General features: G+C 40.0%; 17 protein-coding genes. 2 read left to right on the forward strand and 15 right to left on the reverse strand.

Translation table 11 applies throughout. From position 1 onward, the window contains the following. Positions 1–42 precede the first annotated feature (42 nt). The 4 genes from H6H03_RS28175 to H6H03_RS28190 form a co-directional block, all read right to left on the reverse strand. Positions 43–669: a TMEM175 family protein gene (locus H6H03_RS28175; protein ID WP_190958363.1), complete on the reverse strand. Its 627-nt coding sequence runs from the start codon at positions 667–669 to the stop codon at positions 43–45. A gap of 54 nt (positions 670–723) precedes the next feature. Next, positions 724–1,836, reverse strand: a complete 1,113-nt coding sequence (locus H6H03_RS28180; protein ID WP_190958364.1) for a 1-aminocyclopropane-1-carboxylate deaminase/D-cysteine desulfhydrase — start codon at positions 1,834–1,836, stop codon at positions 724–726. A gap of 112 nt (positions 1,837–1,948) precedes the next feature. Then, the gene (locus H6H03_RS28185; protein ID WP_190958365.1) at positions 1,949–5,062 is read right to left on the reverse strand and encodes an efflux RND transporter permease subunit; all 3,114 of its coding nucleotides are present in this window, start codon (positions 5,060–5,062) and stop codon (positions 1,949–1,951) included. A gap of 186 nt (positions 5,063–5,248) precedes the next feature. Then, on the reverse strand, positions 5,249–6,586 hold the full coding sequence (locus tag H6H03_RS28190; RefSeq protein ID WP_190958366.1) for an efflux RND transporter periplasmic adaptor subunit: 1,338 nt from the start codon (positions 6,584–6,586) through the stop codon (positions 5,249–5,251). A gap of 341 nt (positions 6,587–6,927) precedes the next feature. Here H6H03_RS28190 and H6H03_RS28195 point away from each other — a divergent pair, with 341 nt between their 5' ends. Then, the gene (locus H6H03_RS28195; protein ID WP_190958367.1) at positions 6,928–7,140 is read left to right on the forward strand and encodes a hypothetical protein; all 213 of its coding nucleotides are present in this window, start codon (positions 6,928–6,930) and stop codon (positions 7,138–7,140) included. Between the two features lie 244 nt (positions 7,141–7,384). Here the strand turns inward: H6H03_RS28195 and H6H03_RS28200 are convergent, their stop codons facing one another. The 11 genes from H6H03_RS28200 to H6H03_RS28250 all read right to left on the reverse strand — a co-directional run bounded on the left by H6H03_RS28200 (position 7,385) and on the right by H6H03_RS28250 (position 17,389). After that, complete coding sequence (locus H6H03_RS28200; protein WP_190958368.1) at positions 7,385–8,653, reverse strand: chloride channel protein; 1,269 nt, start codon at positions 8,651–8,653, stop codon at positions 7,385–7,387. A gap of 51 nt (positions 8,654–8,704) precedes the next feature. Beyond that, a complete protein-coding gene (locus H6H03_RS28205; RefSeq protein ID WP_190958369.1) occupies positions 8,705–10,294 on the reverse strand; it encodes a DHA2 family efflux MFS transporter permease subunit in 1,590 nt (529 codons plus the stop codon). Between the two features lie 227 nt (positions 10,295–10,521). Further along, complete coding sequence (locus H6H03_RS28210) at positions 10,522–11,892, reverse strand: DPP IV N-terminal domain-containing protein (RefSeq protein WP_190958370.1); 1,371 nt, start codon at positions 11,890–11,892, stop codon at positions 10,522–10,524. Between the two features lie 323 nt (positions 11,893–12,215). Next, positions 12,216–12,956 carry a Spy/CpxP family protein refolding chaperone gene (locus H6H03_RS28215; RefSeq protein WP_190958371.1) on the reverse strand — a complete coding sequence of 247 codons (741 nt, stop codon included), beginning with the start codon at positions 12,954–12,956 and terminating at the stop codon, positions 12,216–12,218. An 80-nt stretch (positions 12,957–13,036) separates the two neighbouring features. Beyond that, positions 13,037–13,777 carry a hypothetical protein gene (locus tag H6H03_RS28220; protein ID WP_190958372.1) on the reverse strand — a complete coding sequence of 247 codons (741 nt, stop codon included), beginning with the start codon at positions 13,775–13,777 and terminating at the stop codon, positions 13,037–13,039. An 84-nt stretch (positions 13,778–13,861) separates the two neighbouring features. Then, positions 13,862–14,128, reverse strand: a complete 267-nt coding sequence (locus H6H03_RS28225; RefSeq protein ID WP_190958373.1) for a Mo-dependent nitrogenase C-terminal domain-containing protein — start codon at positions 14,126–14,128, stop codon at positions 13,862–13,864. 256 nt (positions 14,129–14,384) lie between these two features. Then, positions 14,385–15,089, reverse strand: a complete 705-nt coding sequence (locus H6H03_RS28230) for a hypothetical protein (RefSeq protein WP_190958374.1) — start codon at positions 15,087–15,089, stop codon at positions 14,385–14,387. A 43-nt stretch (positions 15,090–15,132) separates the two neighbouring features. Next, a complete protein-coding gene (locus H6H03_RS28235) occupies positions 15,133–15,675 on the reverse strand; it encodes an outer membrane beta-barrel protein (protein WP_190958375.1) in 543 nt (180 codons plus the stop codon). Positions 15,676–15,904: 229 nt separating this feature from the next. Then, the gene (locus H6H03_RS28240) at positions 15,905–16,396 is read right to left on the reverse strand and encodes a quercetin 2,3-dioxygenase (RefSeq protein ID WP_190958376.1); all 492 of its coding nucleotides are present in this window, start codon (positions 16,394–16,396) and stop codon (positions 15,905–15,907) included. Between the two features lie 120 nt (positions 16,397–16,516). Beyond that, positions 16,517–16,975: a hypothetical protein gene (locus tag H6H03_RS28245; RefSeq protein WP_190958377.1), complete on the reverse strand. Its 459-nt coding sequence runs from the start codon at positions 16,973–16,975 to the stop codon at positions 16,517–16,519. A 138-nt stretch (positions 16,976–17,113) separates the two neighbouring features. Then, positions 17,114–17,389: a peptidoglycan-binding domain-containing protein gene (locus H6H03_RS28250; RefSeq protein WP_190958378.1), complete on the reverse strand. Its 276-nt coding sequence runs from the start codon at positions 17,387–17,389 to the stop codon at positions 17,114–17,116. A 502-nt stretch (positions 17,390–17,891) separates the two neighbouring features. Between H6H03_RS28250 and H6H03_RS28255 the strand changes: the two genes are divergently transcribed. Then, the coding region (locus tag H6H03_RS28255) for a hypothetical protein (protein ID WP_190958379.1) at positions 17,892–19,100 on the forward strand (1,209 nt) is incomplete at its 3' end.

Here is a 19,100-nt window from a genome sequence, read left to right on the forward strand (position 1 = left end):
TGGTCATTAAGTGTAGGGTGTACAACTTACTGTGCGCCTCTATTAACTTACCAGCTTTTTTGCGAAGATTGGTGTAAAAGGCATCATGAAAAAGGGTAACTGCGACCACTGAGGGCTAAAAAAAGACCAAACGATTGACCAACTAATCAGTCCAAAGTTAATTAAACTTTCGGCGTTACCTATGCGTTTGCGCCATGCAGGATCGATTCCTGTTTCAAGAAATTTATGATTAATAGCGTAATACCGATTGATGAGAAATAACAAATTCAATACTAAAAGATGCCCATCAAAAAATAGCACTGAAATTTGTTGATTGCTATATTCCCCTACTAAAGAAGCAGAAAAGGGAATTAAAGTAATAAACATGAGAATCAGCAAATTAATCCATAGCAGTGTACGGTTAACATGGCGAATGTAATGAAATTGCTGATGACTAACTAGCCAAAGAGAACCTAGTACCAGAAAACTTACCAAGTAGTCGTGTAAGCGACTCGTTAATCCTAAAATGAATTCTGGCAAAATATAAGCAACTTTAGCAGCAGGAATATTCGGCAATTTGACATTTAACACTAGCAAAGTCATGGCAATAGAATAGACACAATCGCTCAAAGCTTCTAAGCGTCTACTGCTGGGAAGTAAGGAGTTGGATTTAGTATTTGAGGTTTGCATATTGCTGATGAGTCACTATAAATTACCTTTCTGTGGTAGGGAATATTTTTGCCTTTATCTGACTAATAATTGCTCTCGGTCTAAAAGTTGAACGTTATCTACAAAATAATGATGAAAAGATTCAGGAAGCTGATGAAAGTCTTCTTTCGCAAAAGCTGTTAGTAAATTTCTAGAGTTGTAGGTGTTCCAGAAAAGAATTGCCTGATGTTTGATATCTTTTTGGTCAATATCGTGAATTAAGGCGGCGAGTGCCTTTCCAGTATACGTACCATCCAAAGAAATATTTTCATCATCATTTATCTGAGCAATAGCTTTCATCCCTGATTCTGTAAAACAACCATAGCCTTTACCAAAGAATTCATCCCGGATATACAAATCGTTTTCAGTTATTTTTAAGATTGGAAAATTAGAGTCTAGTGAGTGTAAAAGTGCGTTAGTTCGATTAAACAATCTGACGATTTTCTTTTCATTTACGAATTGTGCTTCTACGACTCGAATGCCGATTACTTTTGTCTTCAGACCAACTGCTTTTAAACCTAGTAAAAGTCCGACGGCAGTTCCCATAGTTCCTAATGGCAAATAAATCAAATCTGGTTCAGGTATATCACCTTGCAAAATTTGTTCTTTTAGCTCAAATGCTGCATTTACATAAGCGATCGCACCCAATGGCGAAGATCCTCCAGGAGCAATAATGTACGGTATACGACCTTCTTTTAATGTGTAGCAAACAAGTTGGTATGCTGTATGAATAAGGAGCGTCAGTTCTGTCTGGTGCTGATGAATATCTGCCCCGTAATGATAACTTGTCAGCAGATTACGGCGAACATAGTGGGCATTAACTTGAGGCATTAGCATCGAAGTAGTACGGATGCCAAGAGAACGAGCATAAATTGTTGTTGCTAGGGCATGGTTAGAGCCAGCAAAACCAAAGGTTAATACCCGTTTTGATTGTTGATTAAGAACGTCTCCTAACAGAAATTCTAATTTGCGAATCTTGTTACCACCATAGATTAAACCGCTAATATCGTCTCGCTTGATGTAAAGTTGTTCTGCATTTAGCGTCTTTTCTAAGTTATTAAGTTTGTGTACAGGAGTCGGTAATTCAGCTAACTTTACATAAGGAAGCTTGGTCTTTAATTGTGGATAAGCCTTAAATAGAGGAAGCATTTTTCTATCTCCTAAATAATCCTAATTATTTACAATTAGCGTATAGATGAAATCCCAAATAATCTTGCTAAACTAAGTTTATTTATGAAAAATTGCGAATTTGTCTAATCATCTACAGTGTTTGTAAATGTTTCTTTTGGCTGCTGTTTTTCAACTTTCTTTGCAGTGCTTCCATGTATGTGTAGAACACAGGTGTAATGTACAGTGTTAGCAGTTGGGAAAATAGCAAACCTCCTACTACTGCCATTCCCAATGGTCGGCGTGATTCTGCACCAGCGCCTAAACCAAGGGCAATGGGTAATGTTCCCATCAAAGCTGCCATTGTGGTCATCATAATGGGGCGGAAACGGACTAAACAAGCTTCGTAAATGGCATCACGGGGAGATTTATTTGTGTAGCGTTGGGTTTCCATTGCAAAGTCAATCATCATAATGCCGTTTTTCTTGACAATTCCCACTAACAAGATGATGCCGATAAAGGCGTAAACGTTGAGATCGATGTGGAACAATATCAGTGTCAGCAGTGCGCCAAACCCAGCAGAAGGCAAGCTAGATAAAATTGTCAAAGGGTGGATGTAATCTTCGTAGAGAATCCCCAGCACGATGTAAATTACCAAAATTGCCACTAACAACAGCAATCCCAAGCCGGCGATTGAAGATTGAAAAGCTTGGGCCGAACCCTGAAAGCTGGTGCTAATGGTTGCAGGTAAGGTGTCGCGGGCGATTTGTTGGATTTTGTCTGTGACATCTCCTAGAGATACACCGAGTTTGAGGTTAAAGGAAATGGTTGTGGCGGGGAGTTGTCCTTGATGGTTGACTGTTAATGAGCCTACACCTTTGGTTAAGTTGGCGATCGCATTTAAAGGAACAAGTTGACCGTTAGCAGAATGAATCGATAGCAAATTCAAGGCATTCGGGTCTTTCTGATACTGCGGTAACACCCCTAGTATGACCTGATACTCATTATCTGGGGCGTAAATGGTGGAAACTTGCAAAGTACCATAGGCATCACCCAAGGCTGTTTCAATTTGCTGGGAAGTTAAACCAAGGGCATTGGCGCGATCGCGGTCGATCTCTACATTCACCTGGGGATTATCTATTTGCAGATCGCTGTTGACATCCACCAAGCCTGGTATTTGGCTGAGTTTATCTTGTAGAATAGGCGTATATTTATACAGGTCTTGTAAGTTGGTGCTTTGTAAGGTGAATTGATATTCGGCGTTTGTCTGCTTTCCACCAATATTAATGGCTGGGGGATTGATTAAGAACGTTTTTATTCCCGGTTCTTGTAACACTTTTGGTTGCAATTCCTCAATCACCTCATCAGCGTTGAGATGTCTTTGGGAAGTTGGTTTGAGGCGGATGACAATAATTCCAGTGTTATTCGCGGCTGTGCCTGTCACTGATGTTCCCACAATTGAATTAAGTACATCCACATTAGGGTCATTGCGAATGATTTGTGCAACTGCTTCTTGATGCTGAATCATATCTGCAAAGGGAATATCCTGTGCTGCTTGGGTTTGAGCCAGAATCAATCCGTTATCATCACTAGGAAGAAAACCCTTAGGAACGATCGCAAATAAATATATTGTCGCCAACAAAATCACAGCAGAAATAATCATGGTTGTGCGGTGATATTTTAAGGACTGGCGCAAACTCCAGGCATAAAAGCGTAGGAAAAAGTTCTGATTTGCGTTCTCAATCTCTTTCCTTTCCTCTGTTGTGTGATGTTCTGATTGCAAAAATCGGCTGCATAACATCGGCGTTAAGCTCAGGGAAAGCAGACCAGAAACTAAAATGGCTGCGGCAATGGTAACAGCGAATTCATGAAATAATCTTCCCAAGATACCCGGCATAAATAACATGGGAATGAAGACGGCTACTAGGGATAAAGTCATGGAAATAATTGTGCCGCCAATTTCTTTCGACCCGTTGATGGCTGCTTGCAGACGGCTTTCGCCCATTTCCATGTGACGGACGATGTTTTCTAACACTACCACCGCGTCATCTACTACGAAACCCACGCTTAAGGTTAGTGCCATGAGGGAAAGTGTATCTAGTGAAAAGCCCAGCAGTAACATGACTGCAAAAGTAGCAACCAAAGATAAAGGTACAGTTACGCTAGGAATTAAGGTAGCCCGGAGATTCCGCAGAAACAGGAAAATGACCAAAACCACCAAACAAATGGTAAGTAATAGCGTGAATTTGACATCATTAACTGAATCGCGGATATTTTGGGAGCGATCGTAGAAAATATCCATATTCACAGCCGTGGGAATTTGCGATCGCAAACTCGGCAGCAATGCCTTGAGAGCATTGACAATCTCAATGGTGTTGGTTCCCGGTTGACGTTGAATCGCCAAAATAATCGAACGTTTGGGAATCTGACCTTGTTTAACAAAATACCAACTGGCGATTTTATCATTCTCTACACTGTCCACTACTTGACCCAAATCGCCCAAATGCACTGGCGCACCATTGCTATAAGCAACCGTCAACCCGCGATAGTCGTCAGCATCGAGCAGTTGACCATTAGCTTGTACAGTATAGTTCTTGCGATCGCCATAAAGATTCCCTGTAGGTAAATCTGCATTACCTTGAGCGATCGCTTTGGCAACATCATCAATACCTAATCCTTTGGCTTTCAACGATTGAGGATCGACTTCGATTCGCACTGCATATTTTTGAGAACCATAAACCAACACCTGCGCCACTCCATCCACCATTGACAAGCGTTCTGCTAATGTCTCTTCTGCATATTTATCTACCTGATAAAGCGGCACTAAATCAGAACTGAGGGTGATGTAAAGGATTGGTTGCTGTGCTGGATTCACCTTTTTATATGATGGAGGACTAGGCATATCGCTAGGCAATTGCTTAGTTGCTTGAGCGATCGCCGCTTGTACGTCCTGCGCTGCACCATCAATATCTCGACTCAAATCAAATTGCAGCACAATTTGGCTACTTCCTTTAGAACTGGTGGAGTTCATGGAATCAAGCCCAGCAATGGTAGAAAATTGCTGTTCTAAAGGTGTTGCTACCGATGTCGCCATTGTCTCTGGGCTAGCTCCTGGTAAACTAGCAGACACAGAAATCGTCGGGAAATCCATACTAGGCAGGTCGCTGACGGGTAACAGAAAGTAACTCATCAGCCCAAAAACTAGAATCGCCAACATCACCAAGGTGGTCATAATAGGGCGGCGAATGAACAAGGAAGGAATATTCATAACCACTGCAAATAATATTTTTATCAAAGCCTGCCGTAGGGGTGTACAGTTGCAATACCAATTCACTAAAATTTTGAAACAGATCCAAATCCAAAAACCCTTTTAAAATATGGATTTCTGAATTTTGAATTTTGAATACTTCGACAAGCTCAGTACAAGTTTTGAATTTTGAATTGGTATAAGCCCCTACTGTGATTTGTTAGAAGATTGAATAGCAACAGATACACCAGGTGCAAGATTGAATTGCCCATCGGTAACAACTTGTTCGCCTGGTTGTAGTCCTCGATTAATCACGGTTTCGTTGCCTACGGTATCCCCCACTTGCACCGGACGAGCTGCAACTGTTCGATCGGGTTGGACTACATACACATACTGTCCGTTTTGTCCAGTTTGTAATGCTTGGGAAGGTACAACGATCGCATTAGGTAACTGCGCCAATTTCAGCACTACATCCACAAATTCCCCTGGTGATAGCTGTCCTTGGGTATTATTAAAGGTGGCTTTGAGTTGAATCGTGCCGGTTGTGGCATCAAAGGTATTATCGACAAAGGTGAGTTTCCCGCGAATCGGGGGTGCAGAACTATTCGGTATTAACGCATCTACTTCGAGTTTCCCTTGCGCCATATATTTTTTGAGTTCGGGTAATTGCTGCTGGGGAATGGAGAAGGAAATGTAAGTCGGATGAATTTGATTAATTACTACCAATCCACTAGTATCGTTAGCCTTGACCAAGTTACCTTGATTAACTTGTAAGCTACCTGTTTGCCCGTCGATGGGTGCATAGATTGTGGTGTAAGCTAGTTGAGTTCTAGCACTGGCGACAGCCGCCTCAGCCGCTTTGAGATTTGCTTGGGCATTCTGCACATTTGCCTTAGCTGAACCCACAGAAGCGATCGCTTCTCGGATGGCGCTTCTATCCGCGGCCACAGTTGCTTCGGCTGCATCCGCACTGGTGCGATATTGTTGGGCTTGTTCTTGGGTAACAGCTCCCTGTTGGAATAAATGAGTATAGCGTTTTGCTTCTATATCAGCATTACGCGCTTGGGCTGCATCTTTTACCTGTGTAGATTTGGCTTGAGTTACTTGGTCATTGGCTTGTTGTAAATTGGCGATCGCTTGTTGCACTTGCGCCTGTGCTTGTACCTGTTGGGCGATCGCTCGATCTAAGTCTGCCTGAAAGGGTGCAGGGTCAATTTTAAATAACAACTGTCCTTTCTTGACTTGCTGCCCTTGTTGAAAATAAACCCCCATGAGTTGCCCATCTACCAGCGACTTAATTGATACAGTGGAATATGCCTCAACTGTACCCGTACTGGGAATTTCTAAAGGAATTGTCGCTCGGCTGGCTTGAGCTACAACTACAGGCACAGCTTTGTGATTGTCTGTCTTAACTTGTGTAGTTTTTTTACCCCAAACAGCCCAACTAGAAAAACAAACAATTCCTAATACCAATAGACCCAAACTACCTTTTTGTAGAGGTGTTAATTTTGGCGGAGGTTTGATAATTGCCTTTTTACTAATCATTATCTATTGCCAAACTTTGTTTAACACCAGTTTCAGCCATTAGCAAAGGCTTGAGGGTGAAGATAAATAAGTTAGGGAAAAGTTATGACTATAAGGCAAATAAATGTCTACTTTTTTGTAAAAGATATAATTATTAATGACTTATTTTATCTTTTTAAAGATTGCTTATTTGACATTATCAGGTAGTCTACTAGAAGATTTTTACCAAAAAAATTAACTTTATCCTTAAGTTTTGCTTAACTTATCTATCTTGATACTGGCAGTAATAAATAAAGGTCATATTGAATATGTAAGCCGAATTAAACGGTTTTATTCGCACTTAATTAACAGGAAATTACATTATGAAACGTATCTTTACTGGTATCTTACTTGCTCTACCACTAGCAATGGGCGCTCTGTCATCGAAAGCATCTGCTGAGGAAATAATTGTAGTACCTGTTGCTCATAGACCTTTTTTCATCCATCATCGATTCCACCACGAGTTTTATCCTCGCCATTGGGAAAGAGTGCGGCATGATGAGCGTCTGCTTCGTGCTGATTTACGGAGGTTTTAATCTACCTATTAGACTTAAAACTAACATTGCATAAAAAGAATTTTGGGTAAGAGCGAACAACTGTTTGCTCTTACATATTTTCTGGAGATATTTATTGAACAATAGAATATGAAACATTATGAAACATTAGGTAATTCTTTTTTGGAATACTTTTAGCTCCAGAAAATTATCAATAACTTTTGTAGACGAAGATTTTCATTCGCTATGTTAAGTTTTCCACCGTTATCTTTAGAATCGAGAGAAACTATAGCATTGGCTGACGCGATCGCTGTGTTGAAATCAATGAAATGTGAGTAGTTAATAAAAAGCTAGTAATGGCTGCTACCGTGGTCACAGGAATTAAGTCTGTATCTGATATAATTGCCAAAATCAGCGCAATACTAACTGGTGTTTTCATGACTGCAACTGTTAAAGCAGCCATTATACAAACCATAGCAACAGTAGGAGGAATTGCAGGGATCAGTAAACTGATTGCCATTCCCACGGCTGCACCAATAAAAAACAAGGGAAACAGTACGCCCCCACGAAAGCCAGTATGCAAACTTAAACTGACTGTAAACATTTTACCCAGAGCAGTTAGCAAGAGTAACCCGGCTCCTAATTGCCTACCCTGGTCGATGATGGTTTGAATTTGTCGTTCCCCATAAAACAGCGTCAATGGCAAAACGATTGCTATTAGTCCGATTCCGAAACCCCCCAATGTTGTTAATAAAATAGGACGAATACAAAAGCTATTAATCAAACGTTGAGTGAAACGGAAAATTAAGATAAATAATACAGCCAAACCAGCCCCAATCACCCCTAGCAAAACAGCATAAATTAAATGATCTGGATGTAGTTTGTCGTAAGCAGGAAACTCGTAAAAACCACCAATAGTTAATCCCGTTGCCAAGCGAAAGACAGCAAAACCACCAATAGCCGACACAATTACCGGAATCAGTGCTTCGTAATATTCCAGCCCCAAACGATGGGGTAATTCCAAAGCCAACAGCGCACTACCCAAAGGCGAACCAAAGAATGCTCCTAATGCGGCACTGATGCCACAAAATGTTAGGATTCGGGTTTCATCTTTAGCCAGCTTGAGTTTGTCTGCTACCCAACTTCCTATACCGCCATTTATATCTAATAAAGGTGCTTCCGGCCCCGCACTACTACCAAATACCAGCGACAGCCAAGATGCTACAACCATACCCAGTGTTTGGCGGTAATCAATTCGCCCCTCGCGGTGAATCTCATCAATGGCAACATTCAACCCGCCGGGCGCGCCCAGGTAACGTACAGTTAACCCAACCAATAAACCAGCGATCGCTGTTATTATCCAAGCAAAGGAGTAAAAATCTTTAGTCCCTAGAACATTTGGCAATATAGTCCAAATCGTCTTAGTACCTAGTTGCAAAGTGAAGTAGTAAACAGACGATAGACAACCAATACCAACGCCAAGGCAAGCTGCATACACTAGCAGTCGGCTAAAACTGGTTTTTTTCCTAGAAGATTCCGATGTTTTTATGTTCATTATCTTTCACATAATTCAAAATACTTAATTAGATAAGGCAGATATGCCTCCCTAATGTACAGCAACATTTCCAGAGGCTTTCACCTTCTTTAAAAACAGCACAGCCAGCCCACTCAGGAGTAATGCACAAGCCAGAAAATAAAAGCAGTCGTTAAATGCCATGACGTAAGCTTCGCGGCGTACAATATTGTCAATGGCTGCTAAAGCCTGTTGTTTTGCGGTTGCCAAATCAGATCCCATACTGGTGAAATATTGAGTCATTTGACTGAGACGTTGTTGTGTCTCCAAGCTGTAGAGTGAAACGTCTTCTCCCAAACGTTCGGAGTGGAATTGTTCTCTATTTGTAACTAGGGTGGCTAATGTTGCAGTCCCAATAGAACCGCCGAGGTTACGCATCATGTTATACAAACTAGAGGCAGAACCCGCCTGTTGTTTGGGGATACCACCAGTCGCAGTAGTGGAAAGAGGTATCATAATTAGAGGTTGTCCCATTGCCCGGACAAATTGAGACACACGTAATTGAGCCATACCTGTATCGTGAGTCATGTGGGAGTTCATAAAACAACTGGTTGCAAATAAACTGACTCCGACTGCAATCATTAATCGTGTGTCGAATATCTGCATTAATTTAGGTACAAAAGGAATCAGAAATAACTGCGGTAAACCAGCCCACATCATCACCTCTCCAATTTGCAGAGCATCATATCCTTGAATTTCACTCAAGTAGAGGGGGAGAATGTATAGAGAACCAAACATTCCTAGTCCCAAACAAACGTTGACAATACTAGCGAAAGTGAAATTACGTCTTCTAAATAAGCGCAGGTTAATAAAAGGCTGTTTGCCGAGGAGTTCAATTAAGAAAAATAGGACAATAAAAAGAATGGCGATCGCAGTTAAACAAACAATCAAATTAGAATCAAACCAATCTTTGCGGCTTCCTTCTTCTAATACTATTTGCAACGAGCCGAACCCAACAGCCATTGTACCAATTCCCCACCAATCACCATGTTTGAGCAAGTTCAGCCGCATTGGTTCGGGAGCAATAGCATACCAAACTGCTGCTAAGACAATAATTCCCGGTACTATATTCAAATAAAAGATGTATTCCCAACTAAAATTATCTGTCAACCAACCGCCAAGGGTAGGGCCGATAGATGGTGCAAAAGTAGCAGTCACAGAATACAGCGCCATTCCCATTGGTAGCAGTGCAGGTGGTAGGGAGGTTAGCAAAACAGTAAACGCCATCGGAATTAAGATACCCCCAGTTAATCCCTGTCCCGCCCGGAATGCAATCATCGAAGGTAAATCCCAGGCGTGAGCGCAACAAATTGAGAACAAGATAAATAAAATAACATTTACTATTAGATAACGACGAGTAGAAAATATCTGGGGTAGCCAACTGGTGAGAGGAATAATAATCATCTCTGCAACGAGATAGGAACTAGAAATCCACGAGCCTTCATCTAAAGAAGCACCCAACGCTGCCTGAATATCTTGAAGCGAAGCATTTGTGATTTGAATATCCAACACAGCCATAAATGCACCTAAGATTGTACCAAATACTCCTATCCAGGTTTTGAGGGAAATAGATGTAGCAGTTGGTTGTTGTGTGTGCTTGGATAATGCGATCGCTTTAGTCATAAAAATTCTTCCTAATTTCTCATTTCCAATCTTCGCTATATGTAGAATTGCTTTGGGTGAAGATGGATAAGTTAAGAATAAGTTAGATTAGGGTTTATTCAAATTTGTTTTTTACTAGTTTTTTTATACAGAAGTAAATAGGAGCGCACATTTGCACGCCCCTACCATCAATTTATATATCAGCATTTTACTAATCAGTATTTGTAGGTATTGCCTACCGCCTTATTCTAAGGTTTCCAAGTAGGTTCTGAAGTAAATACATCTTTAAAATTTGATAATTTCATTAACTTGTAGCCATCTCGATTGACTACATATAAAATGCTTTGATTATTCGGTTTTTGATTGGTTTTTTCTTCTCTTACAAAAGCAATTTTTTGACTATCGCTAGACCAAGATAAGCCGTCAATCGTGGATAATGGCAGTTTAGGAGCTATTTGAGTAGACTTTAAACTATCAATATACATAACGTAAAGATTTTTATGAGAAAAATCTCCGTTGGCGAAGGCGATTTGTTTTCCATCTGGCGACCATGTTAAGTTACTATATTGCCCCGGTTTATGAGTCAGTTTCTTGACAGTTCCACGGTTGATATCAAGTAAGTCAATATCCAACTGAGTACCGGGACGATTACGGCCTTGAGTATGATAGTATGCAAGCTGCGTTCCATTAGGGGACCAGGAAAATATACCATCATACGGCTCTTTCTGTGGTTGATTTGTGAGAGATTTTAGGGTTTTCTTCTTTACGTTTACTAGGTAAATTTGTTCGTGAAGGCTTTTACCAGCAGAAAAAGCAAATTCTCTGCCATCTGGCGACCAAGTAAGTTGAGAAGGATATTCAGATGGTGCGTTACTCAGCTTGATTAATCCAGAACCATCAGTATTCATTTTATAGATATTTTTGTCTTTAAAAAAGACTACCTGCTGTCCATCTGGAGACAAGTATAAAGACGATAAAATATCTGATTTTGCAGGCATTTCTCTTGCCTGCCATCTTTTAATTAACTTAGTTCCTTTTATTCCAGTTGTATCGCTAACATAAAGAGATACACTGCCAGGAAGATCGTAAGTATCACCATCACAATTTCTTGTAAGAACAAGTTTACGGTCATTTAATGCCCAAGCAATGCTAGAGCTAGAAGCTTTACAACCAGAATCAGACAATACTTGAGTGAGCCTAGAGCCATCCGCATTCACTACATAAATATTAGTATCATTGCTCACAAAAGCAAGCTTTTTTCCGTTTTTTGACCAGACAACTGTAGGATCGAGACTCAAGTTATGAGTAAGCTGACGACGGAATAAGCCATTAGCTTGAACAGTATATAAATTGAAATTTTCGCTGTCGCGTCTTAGGGCGAGAAATGCCAATGTTTTAGTTTTGCGAACCTGTAGATGATAATCGTAACTGCGATCGCTATTAAGATAAAGAGGTGTATTTGCCATACTGATTGCCCTGATAGGAATACCCGGAGGTGTCTGTAGCCCCTCAGTTATTTGCTCTTGGGCAGCAACAGGTTTAACAGACAATAGATTTACTTCTGTAATGCCTACAGTTAACAAACCGGTCAACAATATGGTTTTTAGGATAGTTTTCATGGCTTTCCTGTTTCAATTTAGAACTTATTGAACTAAGATAAATCTCTCAATGGTGAAGTTAATAATTTAATTATTTCTGTTGTAAAAACCTTTATGGGTGGAGATAGATAAGTTATCAAAAAGTTAATACCATTTTTTTGTGAACCTGTATATATTTACCCCCCGGCTGTCGCCGTCCCTCCTTGCCAAGGGGGGACTACAGGGGGGTCTTGTTATGTGCAGCATCTTCATACAGAATTGGTATAAGTGCGAAATCTCAACATAAAAAAAGGGAGGAAACTTTAACAATAGTATCCTCCCTAATAATTTCAATTAATCGTATTCTAGTAGACGTAAACTGCTCCAGTACGATTTATAGCGAGTGAGCCATCACCAGGTGTGTCACTTGCAATTTGGCGGACTTTGACAATTGTTGTATTGCCAATTTTACTCACGTTATACTTTAAAGAAGCTTCTTGGTGAGAAGGATAAATTAAGACGTTAGATGGTAGAGAAATATACTTCATTTCTGTAACATACCCTGGAAGCAAGGTCTTAGGTGAATCAGTTGTCAGTCCATATTGCAACGGAACATTAGTTTGGTTAATAACCTCTAATTGTGATGGCTTTTGAGGATTGATTCGCGTGACAGGCTGCCAAAATCCCAGATGAAATGTCTTTGGTAATTTATTTTCGGCTTTGAGTTCGCTGACCAAAACTTGCAAATTATGATTCATTTGTTTTTGTTGCTCTGGGGTGTACAAAGGATTTATTTTGAGTTTGATTGCCTGGTAATCAGCGCGGAGTTCAGCTTTTTGCTGAGGTGTAAAACTTGCCCAAAAAGCTTGGCGATCGCTTCTATTGGTAGGATGTTCTTTGTATGCTTTATAGAGGCTTTGTTGTTGGGGTGTCAGGATACTTTCAAGTTCAGCTTCGGATTGTTGATTAATTCGGGCGATTTCTGCTTTTTGTTGGGGAGTTAAGTTAACTCCTTGCATTAAATTGAACCCAGCAGCACGAGCAGGAACAGCAAGGCTGACAGCTCCAATGGTTCCTAATAGGATAGGAGCGAGTTTGAATTGCATATATATCTCCTAAAAAATATTTTTGGTGTGGAAAATTTTGCAGGTAAGGACGTACATCTGTACGTCCCCACAGTCCGTTGTTATTGAATAGCTACAGTCAAGGTGTAGTTAATAGGATAAGGTTTTGGATTATCTACCTGAATGTGATAATCTTCTGTCTTGGATAAACGTCCATGCCAAGATTGAGCGCCGGACATATTGCCATTCTCCAAAACTGTACCATCGACTCCATATAAAGTTATCCAAGAAGTATTTGCTCCTGGAGAGCTGACATTGACAGACATGAACTGTCCAGCTCTAGCGTTTGCCAAGTAAGAGCGAGAAGTATGAGGCGCAAGAGTCCCGCTAACTATCTTAGAAGTAGCGCCGGGAGTAAATTGTAGACGTTGCGTGCCAGTTTGAATATTAGGAGCGATCGCAATTCTCAAGTTATAAGCAACATCGGCTGGTTTGAGTGCTTCTATATAGTAGTCCTGAGTTTTCGGCAAACGACCACTCCAACTCGTTAACTCTTGAGGTGCAAGAATTAAGCGCGTACCATCAGCGCCACTCATCGTTAGATAGACGGGAGATTGAGATGAATCCGCTTCGATATTCATCCATTGATTGGCGTTTGCTCTAATTACATAGCGGACTGGGTAATAGTTTTTGTTGTGATATACGACTGTTGAAGTAGCACCAGGCGCAAATTCAATGCGTTCTGTTTGATATCCCGCAGGTACTGTACGAGCCGCCGCTGGATGGCTGGGTAATACCATTGCCCCTGCGCTTCCTAGAACAATAACGCTGGAGTAAATTAGACTGCTAATTGTACGTTTCATAATATTCTCCTTGATGGTGAATCTGTTGAAAAGAAGATTGGGTGGGGTGTAAAACTGTACGCTTTGACTCGATGGCAGTCAAAACTAATTGATTAGATATTTGCTGTTAAGTTCGGCTAAATAACACTGGGCGCGAAATCGCAATCCCATCAACTGCTCGTATAAAGGGTTAATCTTACATAAAGGTGGAATATGTACGATCGCCCGATTGAAAATTTTGATATCTCTGGCAAATGGGCAACTAGCTGGAATGAGTTTGCATAATAATTCTGCTTGTTGGGAATTACAAATTATGATGCTGTCTAGTTTGTTGCGAATTGGGTTGAGTAAATCTAATTGATGTAAGTTCATAGTCCGTTGTGCTGAAGAATGCTAAGTTGTTGTGTGTTTTCTTTGTTAATTCAATCTTCTCTTGCTATATAGTTTGAGTGGATGAAGATAAATAAGTTAGGAACAAGTTAGAGAGAAAGTTATTCAAAGTTAGCCGTAACTGTGATAGAGATTCTGGTGTAATTAAAAAATAAGTTAGGGAAAGGATAAGAAAAAATTTGTTGTAGGAGCGCAGATATATGCATCCCTACAACAAAACTTTATATATCCAGAATAATTATTGGTTAATTTCTACTAACTGCTTGAGCGCCTGAACTGTACCTTGTCCTAATCGCCAGTGTTCAGTTTCCCCATTATTAAATTTTAATTGTACATCAAGCTTTTGGTTGGGTAATTGAGCGATCGCACTTGCAAGCCGAGAAATATCAAAGCGAGTAAAACCTGTATAATCATGACTAGGCGGTACATAACCCCAATCATAATATGTGGGATAAAAGAAAGGATCGGATTCAATCCAAAATGGATCTGTAGCAAACATAGCTGTTTGGTAGTAACTAGGATGTAGAGCTTCTTTTTTAGTATGAGTCTCCTTAATAACTTGGTTAATTTTTAAGAGGGGTTGATTGTGGTTTAGAATTGTCATGCCAGTTAAATAAGTGCCTGGTTCTCGCAAATATTTATCTTGTAAGTGGTAGCGTACACTTACCTGAATATCATTGTTGACGGGATTTTTACTCCAAACACTAAAGAAGCCAAGAGATGAATTGCTAGGATTGTAATCCTTATCTTTCACTGCATAAACTGAACCTGTGAAAAATAATTTGCTGTAGGGAGCTTGAGCAATCGACCCTGATTTAACAGGAATATTTGCCGCATAAACTGGAGCAAGGGCGGGAGTAAAGGAGAGGAAAAAACTACAGGCGATCGCTATCTTTTGTAGTTGTATTTTTATCCTCGATAGTCTCATTTTTGAAATAGGCATAATGCTTATCTAATTAAGTAATATTAATCGTTGAAAACGAGTTTTAGAATCGATAGCCCACACCAAGTTGAAAACTAACAGCATCAGCGTTACTATCTTGATAAGCCTTTAAACCTAATTTGCCATCTCCAAAAGCAACTAAGTTTTTATTGATTGCTGTCTCTACACCAGCATCTAAGACTGGTGAATTGCGATTACCTAAAGGAGTGTCATCGTCTTGTTTACCGATAAAAGAGTAGCCAGCACCCGCGTAGAAATTGGTATTTTTGGCAATTGGTATGTCGTAAGTAATTGTTGGTATAGTTGCTGTGGTTTTATTGTCAAATAGAAATGAGCCGCGAACAGAAAGAGGAGTATGAGAAATGGCAACACGACCTTGGATATCGCCGCCTACTTGAGCATCTTCACCACTGCGTCCACCACTGGTAATCCCTGAAGAAATACCAGTACCAATGTAATCACCTTTCATACCTACTGGAGCCGCATCCGCAGCCTTTGTAAATGAGAAAGCGATCGCACCAGTAATTCCGAGTGGAAGTATACAACCTACTAAAGCTAATTTTGAATTTTTAATTAAAGCCTTCATCTTCTTTTCTCCTCATTTTCTAGAAATAATTTAAGTTTGTATTCTGGCTGGACAAAGCAATTAGCTTTGTATAGTTACAGTTTCTAGTTTTGGCAAATAAATGTGGGTGAAGAAGAATAAGTTAATGATTAATTTAAAGGAAAGTTATAGCAATTTCCATAATTTTTGCAGCACATGATAATGGGGGCGCACTGCAGTGCGCCCCCATTATCTCTTCCCTATTTATGATTTAAGATTCAACTGGTGGAGGAAGAATCTCAATCCCATACTTAGGAGCTGTAGCCAGGATATTTTCCAAATCTGCGGGGCTTAAAGGTGAGCCACCATTAACCTGATTGACTGACTTGCCAACGTCTGCAATAAAATTTTCAAATCCAGATGGTGTCTGCCAAACCAGCATCTTTACGGGTAAAAAGGTTTTGTTAGTAAATTGATGTATTTGCCCTTGAGGGGAATGAATAAACGTCCCTGGCGTGGCGATGATTTTTTCTCCATCAAGATAAAATTCCAATTCTCCTTCTAATATGTAAAAAGACTCATTGTCGTGGGAATGTCGGTGAGGTGGTGCGCCACCTCCTTGTGGGGCAATCACCACTTCACACAGAGTATAAGCGTTTCCTGTATCTTCACCGATTGCCTTAAACGTATACAAATCCTCAGCAAACCAGTAAGAAGTACCTTTACCAGCTGGTTGTAGTAAACCTGCTTTTTGAATAGTCATTCTCGTCCTTCTAAGTAATTTTTTTGGTTTATCTGATATACCAGGATGGTCTAATATTTTAGCGATCGCCTTTTTACTTAATATCAATTTAGGAAAATAATGCGACGACTCTGCTAAGTTTTAGAAATTGACAAAAGGGGTGCGAGGTTGAGGAATATAATGCGGAGACCTCCGCAAAGGGAAGATAGTCAAATTTAATGTGTACGGAGTTGGTACTCTTGATTCATTTGTCACTCGAATAAAGTAATCTTCAGAAGCAGGTAACTGACCAATCCAGGTTTGACCGCTAGTAGTTAGACGAGTTCCATCAACACCAAACACTGATAGAGTCAGCCGCTGTCCGTTTAAAGAACTAACAGAAACCGATCCTTGTTGTCCAGCAAGCGCCTTAAATACATAACTATTCAAAGATTCTGATTGCAGATATCCTCTCAAAGACTTTGTATCACTCCCTGCTGAAAACTGAATACGCTGTGCTGGTAGCACAATAGCTGCCGCAGGTTTTGTTGGTAAAACTATTCCCAGTCCCCCTATAGCCAATACACCAGTCATTAATACATTTTTTAGAATAGCTTTCATGTTTTTCTCCTTATTTCTCAAGCTTGATGCTGAGAAGATATGCAGTAATAGCGATTTGTCTAATTATCTGTAGGGACGCACAGTCGTGCGCCCTTACAGTCAGTCATGTGTTCCCAAGATTGTTAAAATTACTATTAGTTAGTAATTGCGAACTAACGCAGTCCAGGTATTTGCACCGACAACGCCATCGACGGCAAGCCCCATTGCTTGTTGAAAGTTTTCAACAGCAGTAACAGTTTCGTCCAAAAAGTTGCCGGTGACAGGTAAGGTTGTACCATCTGGTAAAGTACCGTAACCTTCTAAAACTAACAGTTGTTGTAAGATAGCAACTGTTAAACTGGAGTACATAGGTTTTTGAAGCTGTAACAAATCATCAGTGAGATTAGCAATGGCGGTTTTAGTTTGCGTAGCCATGAGTATTTCTTCCTTTGAAAATGATGTTTAGTTATGGGTGAGTTATTGTCTCAGCACCACTAATATTGAGTTTCCTGTTTCCGCAGGGATTTGAGGGTGAAGAAAGATAAGTTATCCACGAACATAAGAAAATATTTCATAAGTTATCCAACTTCACCCAATTCCATTTTTTCTAAGACGAGACTAAGGTACAACTAAACAAACTATTTACACAAATAGAAAGTTTGGTTTCAGAAAAGCTAGACATTAATAAATAATGGGACTTAGACAAAAGTGGGCTGAAAAAGCCATCAAACGTATACACCAAAAGACCTTGACATCGTTTTACCCGGTTTCTTGATATATATAGGTTTGAAGCATTTTTGAGCCTTCGGTGTATTTCCCTTGCTCTGTATAGGCTTGAGCCTTATTTCTGCCTCAAAAATGTTTAAGTCACGATAAAAAAATAAATACGTTGTTCACGTATTTATGTTGCCCTGCCCAAATTCATCAGCAAAATATTATGAAATTCTTATTTGCTACTAAAAATAAATTAAATGACTTAGCCAATGGATTAGCTACCAGTGGGCTAGAAGATGCTTATCGGGCCGCAAATGCAATCAGAGTAATAGAAGTAAAGCATTTTGGCGGCGATCGCATTGTCTTAGGAGCTAATAATGGTAAAACAGTTACTGATTATTTCCAAACTCAACTAGAGCGGCAATTACTCATGGTGCGGATTGGACTAACACAATTCAAGCTCAGTAGCTTATTTGCCACTCCAGCCGATGAAATCCAAACAATTAACACTAACCCAAAGGGAATCCCAGAACGAAGCAATTACCAACAAGAGCAAGATTCTCTAACTATAGCAAAACTCAAGTTTATTGAATCAGTAGTTTCTAAATATCGCACCCCTAGCCAACCTGAATCTCCAACGATTAAGGCAGAAGTTGTTGCGGAACAATCCAAATCCAATGTCAGAAATACAGAACCTCCTGAACCTATCAATGAAGTAGCACCTACAAATCCACTTTCTCCCGCTAACCTAAATCGTTTAGATCGCATTCCCAAAACTCAACGAGGCTCTTTTTTTCAAAATTTTACTAATCTTGGCAAAGAAATGAGTCCAGAGTATGAAATGGAAATGCTATTGGAACTTCGTAAACTACGCAAGCAAGAGCGGACGGCGATTCGCTGGTTACTCTTGCTGATGATCATTCCTTTCATAATACAAATTACCTGTAAAACCTTAATTTTTACACCGCTTCTAGATCACTCTTTTGATGCTCATCCCCAACATATCATTATTAATAACGAGTTGAAAGAAGAAGCTTTGGTAGAATACAGCCGTGCTAAAGAAATGTTAGAAATGGAGCAAGTGTTGGGGTTTTCTCCTGAATTATCTGCACAAAAACAAAAGGAAGCACTTCAAGATATTGCCCGCGATTTTTACCACGAAATGGGATACAAACAGCAAGAAGGATTGGCAAACTTATTATCAGATATTTTCGCTTTGCTAACTTTTAGGGACTTCCAAAGAATAAATTATTCCAAGAAAAATAAGAGACAGGTTTTCTCAAGAATGATAATCATTTTAAGGGGGGAGAAAAGGGGTTGCCGAGGGCAACCCCTTTTCTCCCCCTCATCTATGCATGAAGAATCTATACACTTGTCGTCTGCTTTGAAGTTAAACAGTCTAAATAAGGGATGTTTTGTAGGAATGTATGTA

The organism is Nostoc paludosum FACHB-159 (genome assembly GCF_014698835.1).
Lineage (GTDB): Bacteria > Cyanobacteriota > Cyanobacteriia > Cyanobacteriales > Nostocaceae > Nostoc > Nostoc paludosum.

Excerpts from the sequence above, each read along its gene's own strand:
- H6H03_RS28175 (WP_190958363.1), bottom strand. The coding sequence starts at position 669 with ATGCAAACCTCAAATACTAAATCCAACTCCTTACTTCCCAGCAGTAGA.
- H6H03_RS28180 (WP_190958364.1), bottom strand. The coding sequence starts at position 1,836 with ATGCTTCCTCTATTTAAGGCTTATCCACAATTAAAGACCAAGCTTCCT.
- H6H03_RS28185 (WP_190958365.1), bottom strand. The coding sequence starts at position 5,062 with ATGAATATTCCTTCCTTGTTCATTCGCCGCCCTATTATGACCACCTTG.
- H6H03_RS28190 (WP_190958366.1), bottom strand. The coding sequence starts at position 6,586 with ATGATTAGTAAAAAGGCAATTATCAAACCTCCGCCAAAATTAACACCT.
- H6H03_RS28195 (WP_190958367.1), top strand. The coding sequence starts at position 6,928 with ATGAAACGTATCTTTACTGGTATCTTACTTGCTCTACCACTAGCAATG.
- H6H03_RS28200 (WP_190958368.1), bottom strand. The coding sequence starts at position 8,653 with ATGAACATAAAAACATCGGAATCTTCTAGGAAAAAAACCAGTTTTAGC.
- H6H03_RS28205 (WP_190958369.1), bottom strand. The coding sequence starts at position 10,294 with ATGACTAAAGCGATCGCATTATCCAAGCACACACAACAACCAACTGCT.
- H6H03_RS28210 (WP_190958370.1), bottom strand. The coding sequence starts at position 11,892 with ATGAAAACTATCCTAAAAACCATATTGTTGACCGGTTTGTTAACTGTA.
- H6H03_RS28215 (WP_190958371.1), bottom strand. The coding sequence starts at position 12,956 with ATGCAATTCAAACTCGCTCCTATCCTATTAGGAACCATTGGAGCTGTC.
- H6H03_RS28220 (WP_190958372.1), bottom strand. The coding sequence starts at position 13,777 with ATGAAACGTACAATTAGCAGTCTAATTTACTCCAGCGTTATTGTTCTA.
- H6H03_RS28225 (WP_190958373.1), bottom strand. The coding sequence starts at position 14,128 with ATGAACTTACATCAATTAGATTTACTCAACCCAATTCGCAACAAACTA.
- H6H03_RS28230 (WP_190958374.1), bottom strand. The coding sequence starts at position 15,089 with ATGCCTATTTCAAAAATGAGACTATCGAGGATAAAAATACAACTACAA.
- H6H03_RS28235 (WP_190958375.1), bottom strand. The coding sequence starts at position 15,675 with ATGAAGGCTTTAATTAAAAATTCAAAATTAGCTTTAGTAGGTTGTATA.
- H6H03_RS28240 (WP_190958376.1), bottom strand. The coding sequence starts at position 16,396 with ATGACTATTCAAAAAGCAGGTTTACTACAACCAGCTGGTAAAGGTACT.
- H6H03_RS28245 (WP_190958377.1), bottom strand. The coding sequence starts at position 16,975 with ATGAAAGCTATTCTAAAAAATGTATTAATGACTGGTGTATTGGCTATA.
- H6H03_RS28250 (WP_190958378.1), bottom strand. The coding sequence starts at position 17,389 with ATGGCTACGCAAACTAAAACCGCCATTGCTAATCTCACTGATGATTTG.